18 protein-coding genes and 1 pseudogene are annotated in these 20,492 nt (G+C 47.6%); 13 read left to right on the top strand and 6 right to left on the bottom strand.

The window, feature by feature from the left end:
* The first annotated feature begins 9 nt into the window (after window positions 1-9).
* The 4 genes from H5647_RS00905 (at window position 10) to H5647_RS00890 (ending at window position 5,275) form a co-directional block, all read left to right on the top strand.
* Entirely contained in the window at window positions 10-2,409 is a 2,400-nt protein-coding gene (locus H5647_RS00905) for a glycoside hydrolase family 2 protein (RefSeq protein WP_082086915.1), read from the top strand.
* A 54-nt stretch (window positions 2,410-2,463) separates the two neighbouring features.
* Window positions 2,464-3,834, top strand: coding sequence for an MFS transporter (locus H5647_RS00900; RefSeq protein ID WP_045855637.1), 1,371 nt, complete (start codon window positions 2,464-2,466; stop codon window positions 3,832-3,834).
* Window positions 3,835-3,840: 6 nt separating this feature from the next.
* Window positions 3,841-4,848, top strand: coding sequence for a LacI family DNA-binding transcriptional regulator (locus tag H5647_RS00895; protein ID WP_045855636.1), 1,008 nt, complete (start codon window positions 3,841-3,843; stop codon window positions 4,846-4,848).
* Between the two features lie 208 nt (window positions 4,849-5,056).
* A complete protein-coding gene (locus H5647_RS00890) occupies window positions 5,057-5,275 on the top strand; it encodes a DUF6500 family protein (protein ID WP_045855635.1) in 219 nt (72 codons plus the stop codon).
* Between the two features lie 96 nt (window positions 5,276-5,371).
* Here the strand turns inward: H5647_RS00890 and H5647_RS00885 are convergent, their stop codons facing one another.
* Window positions 5,372-5,569 (bottom strand): type 1 glutamine amidotransferase family protein, encoded by a 198-nt coding sequence (locus H5647_RS00885; RefSeq protein WP_052691784.1) that lies wholly within the window; start codon window positions 5,567-5,569, stop codon window positions 5,372-5,374.
* Window positions 5,570-5,580: 11 nt separating this feature from the next.
* Here H5647_RS00885 and H5647_RS00880 point away from each other — a divergent pair, with 11 nt between their 5' ends.
* The gene (locus tag H5647_RS00880) at window positions 5,581-6,192 is read left to right on the top strand and encodes a GlxA family transcriptional regulator (RefSeq protein ID WP_052691783.1); all 612 of its coding nucleotides are present in this window, start codon (window positions 5,581-5,583) and stop codon (window positions 6,190-6,192) included.
* A gap of 7 nt (window positions 6,193-6,199) precedes the next feature.
* Here the strand turns inward: H5647_RS00880 and H5647_RS00875 are convergent, their stop codons facing one another.
* From H5647_RS00875 to H5647_RS00860, 4 genes are all read right to left on the bottom strand, one after another.
* Window positions 6,200-6,763, bottom strand: a complete 564-nt coding sequence (locus tag H5647_RS00875) for a DegV family protein (RefSeq protein ID WP_045855634.1) — start codon at window positions 6,761-6,763, stop codon at window positions 6,200-6,202.
* Between the two features lie 75 nt (window positions 6,764-6,838).
* The gene (locus H5647_RS00870; RefSeq protein ID WP_121495338.1) at window positions 6,839-7,000 is read right to left on the bottom strand and encodes a DegV family protein; all 162 of its coding nucleotides are present in this window, start codon (window positions 6,998-7,000) and stop codon (window positions 6,839-6,841) included.
* A 15-nt stretch (window positions 7,001-7,015) separates the two neighbouring features.
* Window positions 7,016-7,144: a DegV family protein gene (locus tag H5647_RS00865; RefSeq protein WP_121495337.1), complete on the bottom strand. Its 129-nt coding sequence runs from the start codon at window positions 7,142-7,144 to the stop codon at window positions 7,016-7,018.
* Window positions 7,145-7,404: 260 nt separating this feature from the next.
* Entirely contained in the window at window positions 7,405-9,792 is a 2,388-nt protein-coding gene (locus H5647_RS00860) for a glucuronyl esterase domain-containing protein (RefSeq protein WP_052691782.1), read from the bottom strand.
* Between the two features lie 614 nt (window positions 9,793-10,406).
* Between H5647_RS00860 and H5647_RS00855 the strand changes: the two genes are divergently transcribed.
* The 6 genes and pseudogenes from H5647_RS00855 (at window position 10,407) to H5647_RS00835 (ending at window position 17,831) form a co-directional block, all read left to right on the top strand.
* A complete protein-coding gene (locus H5647_RS00855; RefSeq protein WP_045855633.1) occupies window positions 10,407-12,971 on the top strand; it encodes a TonB-dependent siderophore receptor in 2,565 nt (854 codons plus the stop codon).
* On the top strand, window positions 12,972-13,478 hold the full coding sequence (locus tag H5647_RS00850; protein ID WP_045855632.1) for an RNA polymerase sigma factor: 507 nt from the start codon (window positions 12,972-12,974) through the stop codon (window positions 13,476-13,478).
* Window positions 13,475-14,440 (top strand): FecR family protein, encoded by a 966-nt coding sequence (locus H5647_RS00845; protein WP_045855631.1) that lies wholly within the window; start codon window positions 13,475-13,477, stop codon window positions 14,438-14,440. Before H5647_RS00850 ends, H5647_RS00845 begins: the two co-directional genes overlap by 4 nt.
* A 499-nt stretch (window positions 14,441-14,939) precedes the next feature.
* Window positions 14,940-15,272: pseudogene (locus H5647_RS22530) on the top strand (carbohydrate-binding domain-containing protein); the annotation flags it as partial.
* A 141-nt stretch (window positions 15,273-15,413) separates the two neighbouring features.
* Complete coding sequence (locus tag H5647_RS22525; protein WP_456243504.1) at window positions 15,414-15,869, top strand: hypothetical protein; 456 nt, start codon at window positions 15,414-15,416, stop codon at window positions 15,867-15,869.
* A gap of 177 nt (window positions 15,870-16,046) precedes the next feature.
* Complete coding sequence (locus tag H5647_RS00835) at window positions 16,047-17,831, top strand: ABC transporter transmembrane domain-containing protein (RefSeq protein WP_045860919.1); 1,785 nt, start codon at window positions 16,047-16,049, stop codon at window positions 17,829-17,831.
* Between the two features lie 104 nt (window positions 17,832-17,935).
* On the opposite strand, the gene H5647_RS00830 is transcribed toward H5647_RS00835, so the two are convergent.
* The gene (locus H5647_RS00830) at window positions 17,936-19,354 is read right to left on the bottom strand and encodes a sigma 54-interacting transcriptional regulator (protein WP_052691781.1); all 1,419 of its coding nucleotides are present in this window, start codon (window positions 19,352-19,354) and stop codon (window positions 17,936-17,938) included.
* Window positions 19,355-19,893: 539 nt separating this feature from the next.
* Here H5647_RS00830 and H5647_RS00825 point away from each other — a divergent pair.
* Window positions 19,894-20,151 (top strand): hypothetical protein, encoded by a 258-nt coding sequence (locus H5647_RS00825; RefSeq protein ID WP_052691780.1) that lies wholly within the window; start codon window positions 19,894-19,896, stop codon window positions 20,149-20,151.
* A gap of 70 nt (window positions 20,152-20,221) precedes the next feature.
* Window positions 20,222-20,482, top strand: coding sequence for a hypothetical protein (locus tag H5647_RS00820; RefSeq protein WP_045855629.1), 261 nt, complete (start codon window positions 20,222-20,224; stop codon window positions 20,480-20,482).
* Window positions 20,483-20,492 lie beyond the last annotated feature (10 nt).

The following is a 20,492-nucleotide window of genomic DNA, read 5'->3' as shown; positions in this document are numbered from 1 at the left end:
GAAGTCATTATGAAAATAAATTTGCCAACATGGTTGCTCGTTAGTTTTTTTGTTGCTGTTGTAAGTGGGTGTGATACAGATGATAAAGCGGTAGCGCTCGTTGCCGAAAATAGCGATAGCGCTATTCACACATCAATAGCCTCAGATAAATTTACAGCACCCGTAAACATTAACAGTGGCTGGTTCTACTTCAAAAGCGACAACGTATTAACCCTAGCGCAAGCGCAAGCACTCGCGCAATGGCAGCCGGTAAGCCTACCGCATACGGCGAATATTGAACCGCGTGTTGTTAACGATCAATGGCAAGGCGATGCGTGGTATCAAAAAACGCTGGTTAAATCGGCACAGTGGGACGGGAAAAAAGTATTCATCGATTTTGAAGCGGCTATGAACGCGACAGAAATATGGCTGAACGGTGAAAAAATAGCGGAGCACTTAGGGGGGTATTTACCCTTCTCTGTTGCGGTGGGCGAACACCTTAAAAAAGGGAATAATGTCCTAACCGTGCGCTTGGACAACCGAGACAATGCCATTACTGGCCCCAAACCTTTAGATGTTCTCGATTTTAATATGTACGGCGGCCTCTACCGTAACGTGTGGTTGCGCATTGAAAACCCTGTACACATTACCGATGCCGTAAACGCCGGTGTGGTCGCGTCGGGCGGCATCTTTGTGCGTTATCCGAAAGTGAGCGAAACCGACGCCGAAATTTCAGTACAAACGCACCTGGCCAAAGATGCCGCAAGTCGCAATATTCGTGTTCAGCAGCGGCTAACGTTTAACGGCAAAGAAGTGGCAAAAGTTGTCTCTGATGTAGTGCCTTCCGTTGCGGCAGAAACAAGCGTAACGCAAACGCTAAAGGTGACTGCGCCTAACTTATGGTCACCAAAATTTCCGCACCTGTATCAGCTTGAAACTCGCGTTCTCGTAGACGGCGAAGTGTTTGATATCGACGTTACTCGGCTGGGTATTCGGGAATTTAAACTGGTGGACAATCAACTTTATATTAATGGTGAAAAAACATTCTTACGTGGGGTTAATCGCCATCAAGAATACCCTTACGTAGGTTATGCGCTGTCGGATGCCGCACAGTACCGCGATGCCGAAAAAATTAAAGCAGCGGGTTTTGATTACGTACGGCTCTCACATTACCCTCATTCAAAAGCTTTTATGAAGGCGGCTGATGAGCTTGGGTTAGTCTTGCTAGATGCGATATTAGGGTGGCAGTATGTTAACAAAGATCCAGCTTTTGCCGACCATATTGAGCAAACGTGTCGCGACTTGATTCGTCGTGACCGCAATCATGCGTCCGTCTTAGGGTGGGAATGTTCGCTTAACGAATCCGATATGGGTGAAGCGCTCGTCGATCGACTACATGGCGTTGTGCATGAAGAATTTCCGGGCGAAAACGTTTATTCGGCAGGCTGGGTGCCCTACGGTTACGATCTATACTTGCAGGCGCGGCAGCACCGCATTGGGCATTACAAAGCGCCCACAAAACCGTATGTAGTCTCGGAATATGGCGATTGGGAATATTACGCCATGAACGCGGGTTTAAACCAAGATAGCTGGGGTGGCCTACTGCAAGAAGAGCGTTCCAGCCGCCAGCTGCTCAGTGCGGGTGAAAAACGCCTGCAACAACAAGCGGCAAACATCCAAGAAGCGCACAACGATAACTTCAATACACCCGCGTTTGCCGATGGCTATTGGGTGATGTTCGATTACAACCGAGGCTACGCCGACGACATAGAGTCCTCCGGTATTATGAGTCTCGATCGTCTCGCAAAATGGAGTTACTATTTTTACCAGAGCCAGCGCGCGCCGGCGACAAACGGCGGCCCATTAACCAATGATTACATGGTGCATATTGCAAGCTACTGGCAAGCAGACTCCAGTCTTGAATTTTATGTTTACAGTAATGCAGAATCTGTTGCGCTTACGTTAAACGGTAAGCCCGTCGCCGATGGTATTCGCGATAATACTCGTTACCCTCACCTAAAAAATGCGCCCTTCTTATTTAAAATCCCACAGTTTGAAGCTGGTGTATTGGACGCTACAGCAATGGCTTCTGGCAAGGTGGTGGCACGTCATCGAATTGCAACGCCATCAGAAGCAACACGACTCGTTGTATCCTTGGACCGCTCTTCAGTTGCGCCACAATCGGGTGTTAACGACCTCGTATTTGTTCGGGCACGCCTAGAAACTGCCAAGGGGTTTAATAGCCGTAGTAATACAACGGCGGTAACGTTTACGGTAGATGGCGATGCGCAATTGGTATCGCCTGTCAGCGTTAACAGTGAAGATGGTGTAGCCTCTGCGCTTGTACGTTTAGGGCGAGATATAGATTCTGTCGTGGTGAAAGCCGTAACCGATGCGGGGTTGGCGGGTAGCCTGTCGTTGAAAAAATAACCAAATTGTCGACGATTCTTTTATACTGCGGGAAACCCCTTGTGTACCCGCAGTATGAAAAGCCAACCAAAATCCATTGTGAGTTTTCGTAATCGCTTAGCGCTGGGCTTGGGCTTTTTTGCCTTCTTTTTTGCCAATCAAGGTATTCATATTCTGGCGGTACCGTACTACCAGATGACCTTAGGGGTGAATCCATTTTTACTCAGCATAGCCATGACAGCCCCAATGCTTATTGGCAGCTTGCTGGGGCCTGTAGTAGGGCATCTTTCAGATAATTTTCACAGCGGTAAGTTAGGTAAACGTCGGCCATTTATCTTAGTGTCAGCGTGGACAACCGGGCTATGCTACGGGCTTGTTTGGATGGTGCCTCAACATTGGTCTGACACGGCGCAGTTATTGTATTTCGCGGCGACCGCCACACTATTTTATTTGTCGGCAACATTCTTTACCGTACCGTTAAACGGCCTAGCGTTTGAAATAACCGATGACTACCATCAGCGCACCGAGGTGATGGGTTTTACCGCCTACTTTTTAAAATTAGGCTCCCTGCTATACCAGTGGGTATTTCCTTTAGCGCAGATAAGCTTATTTGCCAGCGTTATTATTGGCGTGCAAACAGTGGGCTGGGGCCTTGCTTTTGTGGTGTTTGGTGTGTGTGGCATGATGCCTGCGTTACTCATACAAGAGCGTAAAACTGTTGAGTACGTGCGTACACAGCACGACTTTTTGAGTAGTATACGTTCTGTCCTGAAGAACCCCTCAATGGTGTTACTCATAGCACTAACGTTAATGCTAATGGGCGGCGTTGCTTTTGCTGCAACCATGGATTACTACCTGTTGGTGTACTACGTAAACAACGGCAATATTACCGAAGGGGCTATCTGGAAGGGTGTGCTTTCAACGGCATTCGCGCTGGTGAGTATGGCTTGTGTACCGTTGGTTACAAGGCTTTCGTTCCACCGAGGGAAGGTGTTTACACTGCAAGTATTGTTGGGTGTGAATATGCTCGGAGGCCTTGCAAAATGGTTTATCTATACGCCGGGTGCGCGTTGGGTAATTGTTTCTGATGCAATATTGTGCGGCGCCATTTGGACGGCAATGGTAGTATTGGTGCCCTCGATGATTGCAGACCTTAGCCATCAAGATCGAGAAAAAAATCAAACAAGCCGTGCGGGCATGTATGCATCAGTACACGCCTGGGTGATCAGTTTTAGCAGTGTTTTGGCGTTTTTATTAAGTGGCTTATGCTTGTGGCTCATGGGGTTTGATGCCCATCTTGGCCGCCATCAGCCAGAGCACAGTATTTTAATAATGAGAATAATTCTTGTGGGCGGCACCGTGTTTTTTAGCGTGTTGCCGCTGCTAATGTTCTATATCTGTCGTAAGCAGCTGCCCCATGTGTTAGCGCCTTGGAGTGATCGGTAAAAATTTATGGTAACCATTAAAGACGTAGCGCGAGTAGCCGGTGTTTCAACTGCCACCGTATCGCGAGTAGTTCATGACGGCGGCCAAGTAGGCGACGCCTGTCGCGCGCGCGTTAAAAAAGTCATCCAAGAGTTGGGGTATCGGCCCAACACAAATGCGCGTGCACTGGTGAGTAAAACCAGTGATACCATCGGTGTTGTTACTCCAAAATTATCCATGACTTTTTTTGGTTGTTTAGCGGCGGGTGTTGAAATTACCGCACGTGAGCAACAGCTAAAAATGCTTATGAGTAATTCTCTATACGAAACCAAAACAGAACTAGAAGCGATTAATTCGCTACGCGAGCATCAATGTAACGCGATTATCTTACACAGCGAATATTCCGACGAAAAAACGCTAACCCAATTGGCAGAAGAAATTCCTGGCCTCGTGTTGATTAACCGCTTTATTCCCAGCTTGGCGCAGCGCTGCGTATGGCTCGACAACGAAGCGGGTGCTAGGGAAGTAACCGAATATTTAATTCGAAGAGGGCACCGTAAAATTGCGGTGATTAGCAGTGTCTACCAGAATAACGACCCTAAATCGCGGTTAATTGGTGTGACAGACGCAATGAAAGCCAACGACCTTGCCATCGATCCCGCGTGTATACAAGAATCTACCGCCAACATGCGTGGAGGCGAAGAAGCCGTTCACGCTTTAATCGCAAATGGCTGCGAGTTCACAGCGGTTGTGGCTTATAACGATTTAATGGCCGTTGGTGCAATGAACGCACTCCAAAATGCCGGTATTCGGGTACCAGAAGACGTGTCCGTAGTAGGCTTTGATGATTTATACATCGCAAAAGCGTGTAGGCCCACTCTCACCACCATGCATTATCCCGTAGAAGAAATGGCCAGTTACGCGGCCGAACTGGCCATCGATTTAAGCTCCGGCAAAGAGCGTCTTTCCAATAGAACCCATTTGTTTATGCCCATATTAAAAGAGCGTAACTCTGTCGCTGACTGCCTGGGCTAAATAATAGCTTCGTGTTGGGCGTGCTCACCGTGTCACACATAGACTTGCTGGGCGCCTCTTTACGAGCGTTACCGCATCGCAGTCTTCTAGCAGCCTGTTTTTAGGTTTGGCTAATGGTGAAAACCATTTTAATGTGACGTGAGACCATAAGGGTTAAGCTGCGCTTTAGGGGCGTGAAATTATCTATTGAGGGGGGTGTGCGTGTGTTATGAGAGCAGCATTAAGAGATAAGGTTCTTGACGTTTGCGCAAAAAAAATTGAACGCAAGGGCGATAATGTCGGCCTTTCGTTTTATGCTTTCTTTGCGAATAAAAATGACAACCCAGCGTTGCTAATGGAGGCGGCCACTTGGTGGATTGAACTTCATCAACTGGATCATTTTGTGAAGGCTACAACAATAAAAGAGATGGTTGAAAATGGTTTGTAGTGTTTAACGGTGCTGGTCATTGGGGTGTTGTTGGCTAGCGCCTTATCATTGCCAAGCACCACGCCAACACCACCACAATAGTTTTTACGTTCAGCGTTAGTCGCTGGGTATGGCATAAGGCGGTTGGGGGCAGTATTCAATATAGTGTTGTACACGTCGTGCATAGTCCGGCGTTTTAATGTCACCTACTAGCCACAACGCCATATCGATACCTGCGGAAACGCCCGCAGCGGTTACAATTTTCCCATCACGTACGTAGCGTGTATTGCGCAACACTTTCCCTGTTTTATTCATTAGCGGGTTTGTTGGATGGGAAACGGGCCACAAGTCATTGGACGGTTACTCAGTATTTATCGCGCATAAGCACGGATATAACCGTAGCAGAAGACGTTATTTTTATACGCGACGGAAATGCTTATACCTCGGCGGGTGTCACCACCGGAATGGATTTGGCGCTGGCCCTCGTTGAAGCGGATTACGGGCGGGATTTGGCAATGAGCATCGCGCGCATGTTAGTGATTTATTATCGTCGAGAAGGCGGGCAATCGCAGTATTCCGATTTACTGAAAAGCCAGTCGCTCGAAAGCCACACGTTTCGAGATTTGTGCACGTATATCCATCAACACCCTCGCGATAATCTTTGTATTGGTTCGTTAGCCCAAAGGGCGGTCATGAGTGAGCGCAATTTTTCGCGCAGTTTTACGCGCGAAGTGGGCGTTTCACCGGGTAAGTTTGTAGAGCAAGCGCGCTTTAAGGCAGCAAAGGCCTTACTGGAAGATACGGTTATAGGGCTAGAAGCCATTGCGGATAAAAGTGGGTTTGCAAGTGCAGAGGTGTTACGGCGAGTCTTCAAGAAAATACAGGGCGTAGCGCCAGCCAATTATCGACGTCGATTTGGCCAGCGGCTACAAGCCTAAAGGCTGTTTAGAATTTTAATTCGCCTTGATCGGTTGCGAGCGATAGGCTAAATGAACCGGGGCCAATATTAATGGCGCCAGTCATATTCATAACGGATGTGAGTACGGTTAGGTTGGCGTTTTCGGCAGCGGCTAAAAAATCACTGTAGCGAGAAAAGGTGTGTAGAGCATCGAGCTCGTCTGCAATGCTGACGCAAATATAGTGTGACGTTAACCCTTTTTTAATGGCTTTTATTGCGCTGTCTAACACTCGATTGACGGCGTTTTCATAGCCTTTCACTTTGGCAACCGCAGAGGTGTCGTCTTGGTAGGCGCGCATAATGGGGGCTATATCTAAAGCCTTGCCAATTAACCCCGCTAAAAACCCTACGCTTTTATCACCCTTTTGCCGTGCGCGCTCGTGTAAATAAGCAATCGAGCCGGGAATAGCAAAAGCTTGTACTTCGTTTTTAAACCCTTCAACCATTGGTCTAATTTGGTTTTTTGTTGGGTTGTTTTTAACGGATTCAATCGTTTGTGCGGCAATAAGCCCTTGGCCTGTAAACATACTGCCGGAGTTAATGACACGCATCGAAAGGTGGCCTTGTACGCCGGCTTTTTGGCGAGCGCCACGGTAGTCGGTAAGAATACTGGATTGTGCAGCTAGTCAATTGTCGAATGTTGGGCTGCGAGATTTTGCAATAATTAAACCAACGGCTAGATCGCAATCGGTGACTACGTGTTTTAAGTAGAGCTCGCGAATTTGCTCGACAGATGTTGGAGAGGTTCCTGCCTGAACATCTAAATCCAGAAGTCCATTTTTGATCATACCTAACCGTTGACGCTAATTAAGAGTATTGGCCATTTCCTTGCTGTTGATGATTAAATTTAACGGCATGATTTTTATAGGGTTTTTGCGCACATAGTTTTCGGGTAGGTCGCATCCTGAATCAATGATGACGGCACTAGACATAGATAACTCCAAGGGAAATCGGTAACTCAAACAGCAGGCCAGCGTATCAATTTTTGATCAGCTGTTGAACTGTACGCCACAATTGTTTATAGCTGGATGAGGTGTAAGGCATATTTTGGGATGAAAATTTATGCTTTAACACGATTAAAAGGTAGAGGTTGTTTCAGTCAATTGGAAACAAAAAAAACCGCCACACATCAGTGTGACGGTTTCAAGGAGCCTGCCATTTTAGGCAGGAAGAGCGAAAATGTTACAACTGACTACTGAAGTGTTGGTGTTGACCACGGCATCCAGCGGTTAGTATCAACCGAGAAATTGCCGTCGGTTTCAACAATATCGCTGGTGTCAGCAGAGTCGTTGCCTAGGAGGAATTTCTCGACAAAGGCATCAACGGCGTATTGTTGTGACGATGGGAATGAGCAATGACCATGATCGCCAATTTGCGATACACCCATACGATCAGCAATACCTAAGGCTTTATAAACCTCACGTGCTGCGATAGACGCGGTGTAAGTGGCTTTGTTGCCAAGCCATTCCTGTGTGGTGTTTTCGATAACGAGTAGACCGCGTGGAGCAACCATGGCCAACAGTTCGTGGTTGTCGACAGGTAGTTTGGTGACGGTATCGTTGTCAGCAAATTGCTCGAAGTCAGAAGACAACCAAACGTTCTCGGTTACGATCTGGCTTGCGGTTTGAACATTATCACCATCGGCTTTCTGTGCATCTGCAACACGCCATGCGGCTGCGCCACCCGAACCACCTTCCTGTGGAATAACCAAGGAGATACGTTCGTCCATAGCGCCTACGGCTAAGGCCCCTTTACCATTACGTGAACAACCTGTTGCTCCCAAACGTGAAGGATCAATGCTGTGACCGCTGGTATTTTCGAGAGCATCGATCAAACGACTAACGCCCCATGCCCATGCAACTGAAGCACTGGCACTGTGGTTGCTGCCGTAAATATCGAAAAACTTACCTTTGCCACGTGAGCCAGTGTCGTTGTGTTGGCCGATTTCACTGTTAGGAAAGCTGATAATCGCAACGCCTTTATTTTTCAGTGCGTTGTTGTTCAAGCTAGAACTACCGATACCGATCATAGCGGGGTAAGGAGCAGAGCCTGTGCTAGGCAGCTCGATACTGGCATTAAAGGAGATGGAATTGCCGTTATCCGACACATTTACCGTAATGCTATTACTGCTAGCCGAACCCGTAACGGTTGCGGTGGGTTCTTGCTTCTCGCCGTAGATCCAGCGTTGATGCATCGCACTGATTTCGGCGCGACGACAGGCCCACTGGTCTTTAGTGCTCATGCGAGAGCCATCCATTAACGTAAAGGGATCAGGCAATTCATCTATCACGGGTAAAGACGCGTAGGAGCCAGTATCGGCCACATAACAACTATCGCCAGAGTTTTCTTCCGTCATCGGCTCGAAACCCGTGCTGGGGCCTGGTGTTGGCGTTGGCTGCGGAGTAGCAGTTGGTTGAGGGGTGGGCGTAGGCGCTGGTGTTGCCGTAGGTGCGGGCGTTGCCGTTGGCGCTGGTGTGGGTTCTGGCGTTGGTGTAGGCGTAGCCTCTACCTCTTCAGTCGTCACCGACAAGGCATCTACATAGTAAGCCAAATTAGCGTCGTCAGACTCGATGTAAACATCCGTCTCGCCTTCAGCTTCGTGCGTGTAAGAGCCTGTTAATTGAACCCAAGCACTATCAGTAGCATCGACCTGCGGCAGGTTGAAGTAGTCAGTACCAGAACCGGCAACATTGCGAACGGTCATCTTAACGGTGTTAGAGCCTTCACCGTCTGCTAGGCGAGCCCAGGCAGAGAAATAGTAGGTTTGACCGATAGTCAGCGTAGGCAAGTTATACAAAATACCGTGGTAGTTCGAAGAACGGCTGGCCGCAAGAACACTGTTAGAACCTTCAAATGCTTGTGCTTGGCTCAATTCAACATCGTTGTAGTGACCGTCCCAGTTAGTTAAACCACTTTCTGCGCCGCCATTGCTCAGGATGTTGCCTGGCTCAGCAGTGGGTGCAGGGGTAGGAGTAGCGGTTGGTGCTGGTGTGGGTGTCGCAGTCGGTACCGGTGTAGGGGTAGCCGTTGGTACTGGAGTAGGTGTTGCTGTCGGTACCGGAGTCGGGGTCGCCGTGGGTACTGGGGTTGGTGTAGCGGTTGGCGCTGGTGTAGGCGTCGGGGTGGGGTTGCCACCTGTGACTGCATCTACGTTACCAAATGCAATATGACCGTTACAGTGCATCATTTCGCTGTAACCACCACCGCCACAGGTATTATCCCATGCTGCAGTATTTTCAGCTTGATCTTCGGCTTGCAAGGTAGAACCGTTAATTACCAAGTAATCAACCTGCACATCGTAATTGCCGTCGTTGTCGTTAGTGAATTCAACACGAACTTCACCGCCCAGAGTCGTGCTTGCAGAAAAAGACTGCATGTTAGTGGATGGGTTCCATGTGTCCACGGTAACACCGCCAACGGTCAAACTTACAGACTCGCTGCCGGAAACACCGGACATGCGCAGTTCAAAGTCGTTAGTTGTTTGCGCTGAAGCGTTAATGGCTAGTGTGGCCAATAGCCCTGTGAAAAGTGTCGATAAAAGTGGCTTTCGTTTGGAAACCACGGTTTTTGCCATTGTCATTAGGCGTTTCTCCGTTATTTTTATGTAGAAAAATAGACGTATCGCTATCTATGTTGTCAATATGACTATTTGATTATATGGCGCTATTTTCGACAGTCGACCCTTTTAAGGATACATGTATACATTTAATCTGGATAAGTGTCTCTTAGGTTTAAAAGTGTGATCTGCGTCACAAAAACACACCAACAAGGTAACCGGTTACACTTTGGGTGGCCGGTTTTTTTCGGGTTATTGAAAGATGAAAGGGAGCTAATAGCGTGTTTGGTGACGGCGGAGAAAAGGGCTGCAGCCCTTGAGCGGCGGGCGCTATAGACTAAAGTATAGGTTGACGTTTGGTTGGGTATAGTGCGTTTCGCAAAAGAGGTCGGTTGGTAATTCTATAAATACTATTATAACGGCAATGTTGATTGATTTATTGTGCGTGTACGCGAGGTTTTGTTTTTATAGTGTTTGAAAGGTAGGTAAAAACAGATGTGATAGACCAGTGGTCGCAACGTGCACGGCGCCTATTGGGGTCGTGGGGGAGTGCGTAAGCTCATACTTTGTGCCCGCTTTTATTCTGCTTACTTCAGCGCCATAATGACTGCCATTACGCTTTTTTGACCGATAACAATATGAATAAATGTCATTGCCACTCGTTGGCTACAGCCGTATTAATTATTGCGATGGGGGTAGGGAGTACGGTTGGCTGTGTAAAACCCGTCTTCGCGGATACTCGCGGTACGCCCAATATTGTCGCGTCACTTCGGGCTTTCGATTTGCCTGCACAATCGTTGCAGGCAGGCCTAGTGGAGTTTGCAATTCAATCGAGCAGTACTATCGTTGCCGATCAGCATTTACTCAAAGGCTATCGTACAACACCCGTACTAGGCCCTTTGCCAACAGATACGGCGCTAAGGTTGTTACTCTCTTCCACGGCCTTAGAGTTTGTTTATGTCGCCACGAGCGACGCCTACGTGATTACCGCTAAACCTCCTACGCCGGAAGCGGGAGAAACCACGCGGAGCACTGACAGCGAACAAGCGATAATAGATGAACTCCTCGTTACGGGCAGCCGCTACCCGTTTAGGTATAACACGGTCACCAATACACAATTGCACGCTGGCGTGGCTTATTTTGACTCATCCCGATTCTTCAACGTGCTCCCTCAAACCTTGATCGAAGATATTCAAGCGACCAGTCTCGACGATATTTTGAAGTACGCTAGTGGCGTATTGCCTGGCGATGGTTTGTCGGACACTAATGACGATGCACGCATTCGCGGCTATGCACGGCAAGGTATTTATGTCGATGGATTTCGGCTTGACGGCCGCACCGGTGTGCGTTTAATGCCCGTCAATATCCAGCAAGCCGAAGTTGTGAAAGGCCCCGCTACGCTGCGGTACGGTCAGGGCGAACCCGGCGGTGTGATTAACGTTGTTCGAAAAAAACCTATGCACGATACTTTTACGCATCTGCGCATGGGTGGGGGGGATAATGGCCGAGGTTTATTCGAGTTGGATACCAATGGTCGTTTAACCTCCGCTGATAACATTCAATACCGGTTCGTGGCGGCAACCGAAAAGCAGGATTTGTCTGGCGAACTGAGCAATTTGTACCAGCACCTGCTTGCGCCTTCGCTCAGCTGGCAACCCAGTGGCAATACACGGGTGGATGTTGGGTTTGAATACCAGCAATCATCGCAAGTGTTAGACCGTGATTTTGACGTGCTCAATGATTACGACGATTCGAGGCAAGGTACAACGCTAAGCCAAGTTGCGGGGCAGTCAGAAGAGGATTTTACATCGCACTCCAATCTGTTTTCTGCCGAAGTAAGCCATTACTTCTCCTCTGAATGGCGAGGCCACGCACGTTTTAATGTTCAGCAAGAATACCGCTATGGCATACGAACAACGACTGATACGTTGTTAAACAACGATTTACTGGTGAACCTGGATGAACTCGGTGACGACTTTACCCTGTTCTTTTTAGGCGGCCAATTGGCAGTACCTATTGTACTGCGCTGGGATGCTCCTGATTGGCGGTTTAGCTTGGGGCGTGTAAGGGGGCTTTATGATGAAGAATCACAAAGCACCATTACCAGTGGCGGTTTGGGGTTGCAAGGTACATTACCGTGGCAGTCAACAACGCACCATCTTTCCTTTGGAGCAGATTGGCGAAGCCAACAGGTGGAGCAGCGGTACATTATTGAAGAGCGAGATTTATTGCCGGGTCAAACATGGACAGAAGCGCAAACGGTGCAGGCGCTGGATGATGTTATCGCTGCATTAACGCTTTCGGCTAACACCGCTAATCATGCCTATGCCGATTACCATCAAGAGCTGCACACTCAAGAGTTGGGATTATATGCGCAAGATTCAATTGAACTGAATGACTATTGGGTTGCGTCAATGGGGCTGCGCTATTCGCTGTTAACGGCTGAAGAAGTCGCGGTCGATGGTCAAACTGCCACGCAGCCTAAGTATTGGCAGTGGTCTACGCAATTAGGTTTGGTGTATCGAATCAGTGAGCGTTATTCACTGTTCAGTAATTACAACGAAGGGTTTCGTGTTAACCGTGTTGTGGATGCAAGCGGTAACCAACCCGCTGATCCAGAGTTTTCACAACAGGTGGAGGCTGGCTTTAAAGCGCTATTGCTCGAAGGGCGAATGGTTGCAGGCGTGGCCGTTTACGCTATTGAAAAGGAAAATATTGTTGAAACAAAACGCATTGAAGGTGTGCGTACCATTCAACAAGCCTACAGCCAGCGGGTACAAGGAATCGACATGGATATATCGCTACAAGCGAGTGACGATATTAACGTTATTGCGGCAGGGTCCTTTATGCTGCCTGAAATTACCAGTGGTGAAAATACAGGGCTTGTACCTGCATTGGCGGCCGAACAAACCGCGAGCCTATTTGGTTTTTATGCGCTTAACGAAAACTTAACGTTTAACGGTGGTTTTAAATATGTGAGTGAGCGCTTTGCCGAAAACGAAAATAATTGGCTTTATGGTGCTTACACCACAATCGATCTTGGGGCAGGGCTCCACCTTCCGTTAGCCGGAGAAACCGCTCACGTAACATTAACAGTCAAAAATGTACTCGATCAACGGTATAACACCGCGACTGTTTTTGGTGTTCGAGAAAATACTTCGGCAGGGCGTACCGCAGTGCTGAGTGTGAGTGTTGATTTTTAGATGAATAAAATACAACAACTTAAACTGTTATTCGAAAAAAGCCGAGAGGATTTACTTCGGCTAATGGTCTATAAATTTAGAACGTCTGAAAGTGATGCCGAAGACATAGTGCAAGATGCGTTTATTAACATCTTAAGCGCTGAGCAGCTCAAACGCATGGACAACCCTAAAGCGTATCTCTATCAAACGGCCAGTAACTTAGCGCTTAATCGTATAAAACGAAAAAAATATCATACGCGGTATGTACAAGAGCAAGACATCACGAAAAGCGATGAGCTTTCGCCTGAAAGGTTTGCTATTGCGGCAAGTGATTGTGAGCGATTACAAAAAGCGTTGGAACGATTGCCAGAAAAATGTCGACATACCTTTATGTTGAGCCGAGCAAACGGTATGAGCTATCGAGCTATTAGCGAGCATTTGGGTATCGCCGAAAGCACCGTAGAAAAGCATATTATTAAAACGCTCCGCTTTTTGAGAGATGAACTGAAGGAAGGCAGCGCAACATGATAAGGTTTAAAACGCGAACAAAACGCGCCCAAGATCAGGCAATTATGTGGTTGGTGAAACTCGAATCCTCCACGCTTACCGAAGCCGACGAACACGCTTTTTTTCAGTGGCTCGACGCCTCGGAGGTGCACCAAGCGGCTTACGTAAAAGCGGAAAACTTGTGGCAGCGCGGTGAGGCCCTCGAGCGTATAACGCGTAATAGTGAAGCGCCTCAGTCAGAATGGCACATGCTTTGGTTGGGCCTTACGGCGGCGTGTGCCTGCCTATTGGTGGGGGTGTTTTACTTTCTGCCTGGTGGGGGGGAGTTCACCGAAGCGGCCCAGTATTCCACGGCGGTTGGCGAACAGCATGAGCATCAACTGGTGGACGGCTCGGTGCTTACGCTGAATACAGCAACGCGGTTACAGGTGGATATTAGTGCCGAGCAACGTATTGTGACGCTCGAGGCTGGTGAAGCGTTTTTTGATATTAAACATGATCCCGCGCGGCCATTTGATGTTGTTACAGCCCACGGTGTAACCCGTGTTATGGGCACTCGTTTTTCAGTACGGGCACTCGATAACGATACTGTTGTAACGGTGTTAAAGGGGCGAGTGGCGTTGGGCGCAAAAAAAATGAATCGCGTTTTTTCGACCACACAAGAATTACAGGCTAATGAACAGCTCAGCCTCGGCGCGGCACAAAGTGGCGAGAAACCCGCATCCATCGATGCGACTAACGCGTTGGCGTGGCGTACTCGGCAGCTTATCTTTAAGGGGCAGCCGTTGCATCGCGTTGTGGCAGAGCTGAACCGCTATTTCCCCGAAACGCTTATTGTGGCCGACCCCCTATTGGCGAATAAAACCATTACCGCGGTTTTCCAACTGAATCAATTTGGCGCAACATTAACCACCTTAACAGCGTCATTTGGGCTGACAGTAGAGCAGGTCGGTGATCAATACACATTACTGGAAATACCCTAGTGGTGTAGCGTGCACCTCATTACGTTTATGTTCTCGTTAACGCGCCTGTACTCGCACCTGAGCGCGTGACGCCCGAGTATGAGCAGCGGGCCCATACCGTTTACCATGCCGCAATGTATACCTTAACCGATAAAACGTAAATTTTACCGTTTTAGTTTCGAATCGAAATAACGAAGCGGTCTATTGATGAAAACAAACTAATTGTAACCGGTTACAGTTGTGGGCACACTGCCTCTCAAGCTGTTGATATAAAAGCAATAAAAATGGTATCGCAATGGCAGATTTTCGCCTGTTTCAAAGGCAACCACCATTATCTCGGCTTAATCACGCAGTGCGTCTTACGTACTTATCGTTCACGTATGCGAATCAGCCTCACGGGTGATCGCGAGCGATTTGTGCGAGGTAACTGCATCTAATCGAAGTTACAAGTCACAATCTAAGGAGCGTTCTAATGAAACGTTTAATAATCTCAGCGGTATCCCTTTTGTTTGTTTTTTTCAGCCTATCGTCGATGGCGCAAAGTCAGTGTGATTGGTACGGGTCTAACTACCCGCTGTGTAATAACCAGAATTCTGGTTGGGGTTGGGAGAACAGCCAGAGTTGTATCGGTTACGATACCTGTGCAGAAGCGGGCGGCGTAAGTGGTGGAAATTCTTCCAGTTCATCTAGCTCGTCTAGTTCATCCAGTTCTTCTAGCTCATCGAATAACGGTGGCGGCGGTGGTTCATGTGATTGGTATGGTACCGCAACACCAATGTGCACCAGCACCTCGAGCGGTTGGGGTTGGGAGAACAATGAAAGTTGTATTTCGCAAGCCGAATGTAATACTCAAGGTGGCGGTAATAACAATTCCTCAAGCTCTTCTAGTTCTTCCAGCTCTTCTAGCAGTTCGTCGAACGGTGGAAGCTGTGGAACCGGCAGTTGTCCGAGCAACTTAAACTGCCCAAGCGGTATTAGCTGTGGTTGTTACACCGTGTCAGGTTTAGGTGCGAATAAACAGTCGTATCAGAATGCTGGCGCCGACCGTCGTTTCTTAGCGTCTGCCATGATGGAAACTGAAGTAATGGACACTAACTACACCTACGGCGATGCGAAATCTGGCGATGCGTTTAACGCCGGTGCAACCAAACAAAACTGGGGCATGATGCGTCAGTGTCACAGCGCTTGGTCTGGTTATGGTTCAGGTGATTACGATGTGTCTGCGGCAATGAACAGTAATAAAAGCTTGGATGTTCAGGTGTATAACGAATGTCGTAGTCAATTTGGTAATAACTGGTTTGGTGGACACCGAAATGGTTCGACTGGTTTGAGCAACCCGAATACCCAAGATATTCAAAATTTCAAAGCGGGCTACGATTGGACCTACCAGCAGTTGTCCGGCCATGAATGTGACGACGTACGTTTTTGGGTAGAAATCCCTGCAATCTAAATTTGTAACGTTCAACCGTTAAATCTAAGAGCGGGCTAGAGTGTTGATTTTTAACACCTAAGCCCGCTTTTTATGTATTCATTTTATGAAATGTTTAATTTCACTACCGTTACACACGTTCATACACCCGTTAAGCGTTATTATGCGTGCTTGTTAATTCTGCCCAGCGAGCATTCCATGTCGAACACCTCTCCTGCCGAGAAGTCAAAAACGGTTAAGCCGATTAAAACATTATTACCCATTTTTGGGTTCGTTCGACCTTATGCGGGTCGTGCCGCTGGTGCAATCATTGCGCTTATTGTTGTGGCAGGGCTGAGCCTCTCCATAGGGCAGGCGGTGAAGCGCGTGATTGATGAGGGTTTTGTGGCTGGCTCAGAAACACAATTGGCCTCGGCCATTGGGTTTATGGCCGTGCTTATTGTTGCAATGGCGGCAGGTACTTTTATTCGCTTCTATTTAATGTCTTGGTTAGGCGAACGCGTTAGCGCCGATATTCGAAGCGCCGTATTTACGCGCCTAATCGCACTGCATCCCAGTTATTTCGAAGACAACCTTAGCGGCGAAATAATGAGCCGGTTGACGACAGACACGACATTGCTGCAATCAATTATAGGGTCATCATTTTCTCTCGCGTTGCGCAATTCTTTAACTTTGGTGGGTGGTCTAGCCATGATGCTAATTACCGATCTAAAGTTGAGTCTATTGGTGTTAAGCGGCATACCCTTCGCATTACTTCCCATGATTTTAACCGGGCGCAAAGTACGTGCCTTATCGCGTAAAAGCCAAGATACCGTCGCTGATGTAGGCGCCTATGCTGGCGAAATTATTCAAAATATAAAAATTGTTCAAAGCTATACGCGCGAAAAAGAAGAGCAGGTGGCGTTTGGAAGAGAAGTCACTGCTGCGTTCACTGTGGCGAAAAAACGTATTCGTCAACGGGCCAGTTTAATCGCTGCGGTTATGGTCCTTATCTCCATGGGTATTTTAGGTATGTTATGGATGGGCGGCACCGACGTTCTGCAAGGCAACACTAGCGCCGGTGAGTTAGGCGCCTTTGTGTTTTACGCCATGATGGTATCCGTGTCGTTGGGCACGCTGTCCGAGGTGTACGGTGAGGTGCAGCGAGCGGCAGGAGCGGCTGAGCGGTTAATGGAGCTACTTTCTGTAGAGCCAGAAATAACGAGCCCCGAATTGCCCGCCAGCTTGCATGTGAGTGACACGGCCCCTGTGGTCGAATTTAAAAATATGAGTTTTGCCTACCCCTCGCGGCCCGATCAATACGCCCTAGATAACATTAACTTAGTGATCGAGCGTGGAGAAACCATTGCTCTTGTGGGACCGTCGGGTGCAGGTAAAACAACATTGTTTGAATTACTTGAACGTTTTTATGACCCAAACCTAGGCGAAGTAAGGCTGTTCGATTCACCCCTGCGTTCGTTACACATTCAAACCGCCCGACAGCACATTGGTTTGGTCCCGCAACAGCCGGTTCTTTTCAGTGCAGACGTATGGCACAACATTCGATACGGTAGGCCAGAGGCGAGCGATGAAGACGTAATACTGGCGGCCAAGCAGGCCCACGCGCACGAGTTTATTGGCGCACTACCCGACGGGTATAACAGCTATCTTGGTGAGCAAGGCGTGAGGCTCTCGGGCGGCCAAAAACAACGGATCGCCATTGCGCGCGCCATCTTAAAAGACCCTGCAGTGTTACTCCTAGACGAAGCCACAAGTGCTTTAGACGCCGAAAGCGAGCAGCATGTACAAGCAGCCCTCAATGATTTAACGCAGCACCGCACTACCTTAATTATTGCGCATCGCTTAGCGACGGTTATTCACGCCGATAGAATTGTCGTATTGGACAATGGGAAAATAGTAGAAGAGGGTAAGCACAGCGAGCTGCTTGTTAGCTCACCATTGTACAAGCGGTTGTGTGATCTACAGTTTAACCAGCCTTCTTAGGTTCGTTAAACTGGGCTACCAAGTAGATAGATTATTGGGGGCCTGCAGTATAGGGAGGCCAGTAGGCGCCTTATCTAGCGTTGCATTAGCGGGTTGCATGCGCCTTATAGCGTGTATTCGGTGCGGTCTATGCCGTATTTTTTCATCATTTTACCGAGCGAACGGCGCTCTTTTCCCGCAAGAATTGCTGCGTAGGTTACATTTCCCTCTGCTTCGCTCAGAATGCTCTTAAGATAGCGTTTAGTGAAATTATTGATAACGACCTCCTTCGCTTGTTGATACGTTAAATTCTGAAGTTCACTATTGGCCACCTCGTGCATAGCACTAGCGGGGCTTTCTGGCGCGTCCAATTGCTGGTTATTAATGAGCGACTCCTCCCGCAAAAGATAATCGCGTAAAAGGTGATTCTCCAGCTCCCGTACGTTCCCCTGCCAGGATTGTGTTTCAAGCCATGCTAAATAATCGCAATGCAGTATTTTTTTACCGCGATTGTGGATGCGAGAGAACCGTGACATTAAATGCTTTGCGATAACGGCAATATCTTCTACGCGTTCGCGTAATGGTGGAATGGTAATATCTAAAACGTTTAACCGAAACATTAAATCTTCGCGAAAATGTTGTTGCATCACTTTCTTTGCAAGGGGCGTGTTGGTTGCCGAGATAATACGTGTATCGGCATGCCTTATTTTATTGCTGCCTACGGGCCGGTACTCACCCGTTTGCAGAAATCGAAGCAGTGCAGATTGCGCCTTTTCGGAAAGTGAATCTACCTCATCCAAAAATAACGTTCCTCTATCGGCCAACGAAACTAAACCAGCATGTGACGCGTTGGCGCCGGTAAACGCACCTTTCTCGTAACCAAATAATTCACTTTCAAATAATGCGTCCGGAATGGCCGCGCAGTTAATGGGCACAAAGGCGTTATCGCGACGATTGCCGAAATAATGTAATGCACGCGCCACCATTTCTTTTCCTGTTCCAGATTCACCAAAAATGTGTGCGGCGGCATCGCAGTGTGATACACGAATAACACGATTTATAATACGGTAATAACTTTCTGATTTCCCGACAAAATTTAATTTAAAAAATGATTGTATGTCGTTGTCTGATAGTTTTCCTGATTGCTTTCTACTGAACTGAAATATTTTTTTCGCGGTTTGTTCGGCGGCATCCGTTGCGCAGGAATACTCAAAAATAATATCATCAAATTCACAGACAGGGCGCGGAATATTGTCCGGTAAGGGGCACTCGAATAATGCGAGAATAAGTGACGGGCCTCGTTGCCTTAGGGCCGTTACGTAAGCGCATATGTCGACCTGCTGAAGGATTCGTATAGAACTAAAGACAACGATGAATACCGTATTCCTAGTCTCAAATTGAGGGCCCTCCTCCTGGTTTGAAAGCGGTAAGTGACAAATATAATCTTCACTGAGGCGTTCAGATATAGCCTTTAGTGTGAGGTTTTTAGTTGCAGCGCTGGGTTCTTTTAGCTTTACAGGAAAAATAAACTGTATGTGCTTCACCTTGCAACCTCCATGTAATGTGCCGTGTATAAATAGTGGAACTCATTCTAAAAAAAGTGTCTGTAATTACGATTAATCCGTTAATCTAATATCGATTGTACAACAGTACCATTCCGTAAAAAAAAAGCAATTGTCGGGTTCGCTTACGCAATTTTCAACGCCCCTTAGCAGTTGATCTATATCTTACTTTTCGTTAATAAACCACTTTCCTCCCTTTTTTATAAAACCCAAGGGAATATCTTGAGATGCTTGTTATGCAATTAATTCTATTAATAGGTTAATAAAGTGAGCGGTTAAAGCGGGCTTTAAATGAGTGTTGGGAAAGCGAGATAGCTGGGGCAAATAGGCCCCACAGGGTCTTTTATCTATTTTGTGTAAAAGCAACGAAAATAGTTAGGCGCACGGTTAGCTCGCACTTTTTAATGGGGCAAAAACGACCCGCTTCGAAAAGCGAAGCCCATATTGTAGGTACTTAAGCGCACGTATTAATTGGCACAGTCTCTGCACCGATAGCTGAGTTATAAGGCGAGGGACGATGTGTGAGCGAATATGTGGACGACAGGGCCGTCGTTTCTATGATCGAAAATACAATCATGACCTATCTCGACATCAATAGTAATGCGGCCGATACCCTTGAAGGAGTTCTGAACTGGTGGCTACTTGAATTGCCTCGCCAGGTAACGCGGGCGCAAGTCTTGCAGGCGATAGAAGAATTAGTTGATGAGAATGTTCTTGAAAAATCGATATTACATGATGGTAGTGCGATCTACGTTGCTAGAAAAACGATTAGACATTAAATTCCGCGATATCAGAATAATGGTTAAGCGTTTTATACGTTTAAGTGAATAAGTGAATAAGGAAGTGAATATGAAACTGCGAATGAAAAACCTTACCCGTCGTCCGGTATCTGTTCTGTGTAATAGCGGAAGGAGCTATCACCTTCCACCTAAATATGAATACGAAATTTCGGCGAATGAGATAGAGGGTAATCCGTACATCAATAAATTGCTGGGTCGAAAAGTTGTGGAAATAACGAGGCTTTCAGAGCCAGAAAAAACAGAGAAGGAAACGGTTGCAAAAAAGCCCAGGGCCGCGCGTGTCGATAAAGCTAAAAAAACGACGAAGTAAGACGATAAAT

The sequence above is a fragment of the Teredinibacter purpureus genome, assembly GCF_014217335.1.
Taxonomy (GTDB): domain Bacteria; phylum Pseudomonadota; class Gammaproteobacteria; order Pseudomonadales; family Cellvibrionaceae; genus Teredinibacter; species Teredinibacter purpureus.
Note: the sequence above shows the minus strand (reverse complement) of the source record. Positions and strands in the feature narration are given on the sequence as shown.